The 395-nt window shown below is 55.7% G+C and carries 1 protein-coding gene; it reads left to right on the forward strand.

What is annotated here, in order from left to right; translation table 11 throughout:
- A partial coding sequence (locus ACRXB1_RS37415; RefSeq protein ID WP_449494941.1) for a LysR substrate-binding domain-containing protein occupies positions 1 to 393 on the forward strand: 393 nt, incomplete at its 5' end.
- Between the last annotated feature and the right edge of the window lie 2 nt (positions 394 to 395).

Raw genomic sequence — 395 nt, forward strand, 5'->3', positions numbered from 1 at the left:
GCCTCGCCGGAATATCTAAGTCGCGCGGGCGTTCCCGATTCGCCGGCTGACCTTTCCGACCATCAAATAATAGTCGGGCCGTCCGCTAGCATGGCAAGCTGGTCTTTTGAACGCGATGGTCGAACGCAATCCATCCGCCTCGAAGGACGTGTTGCGACAAGCTCCAACGACGGTGCCACGGCTGCCGCAGTTGCGGGACTCGGAATCGTGGGTACCGGGTTGTTGGGATGCAGTGCGGAACTATCGAACGGAACGTTGATGAGGGTTCTTGAAGATTGGAATATGGGCACAACCGAGATTCATGCGGTTTTTCCTGCCGGGCGCGCTGCAAAGCTTGCGGCGAAGACGTTCGTTGAACATTTGATAAGTTTTCTTCAAAGCCACGAGCAGTAGAT

The organism is Caballeronia sp. M23-90 (genome assembly GCF_053574605.1).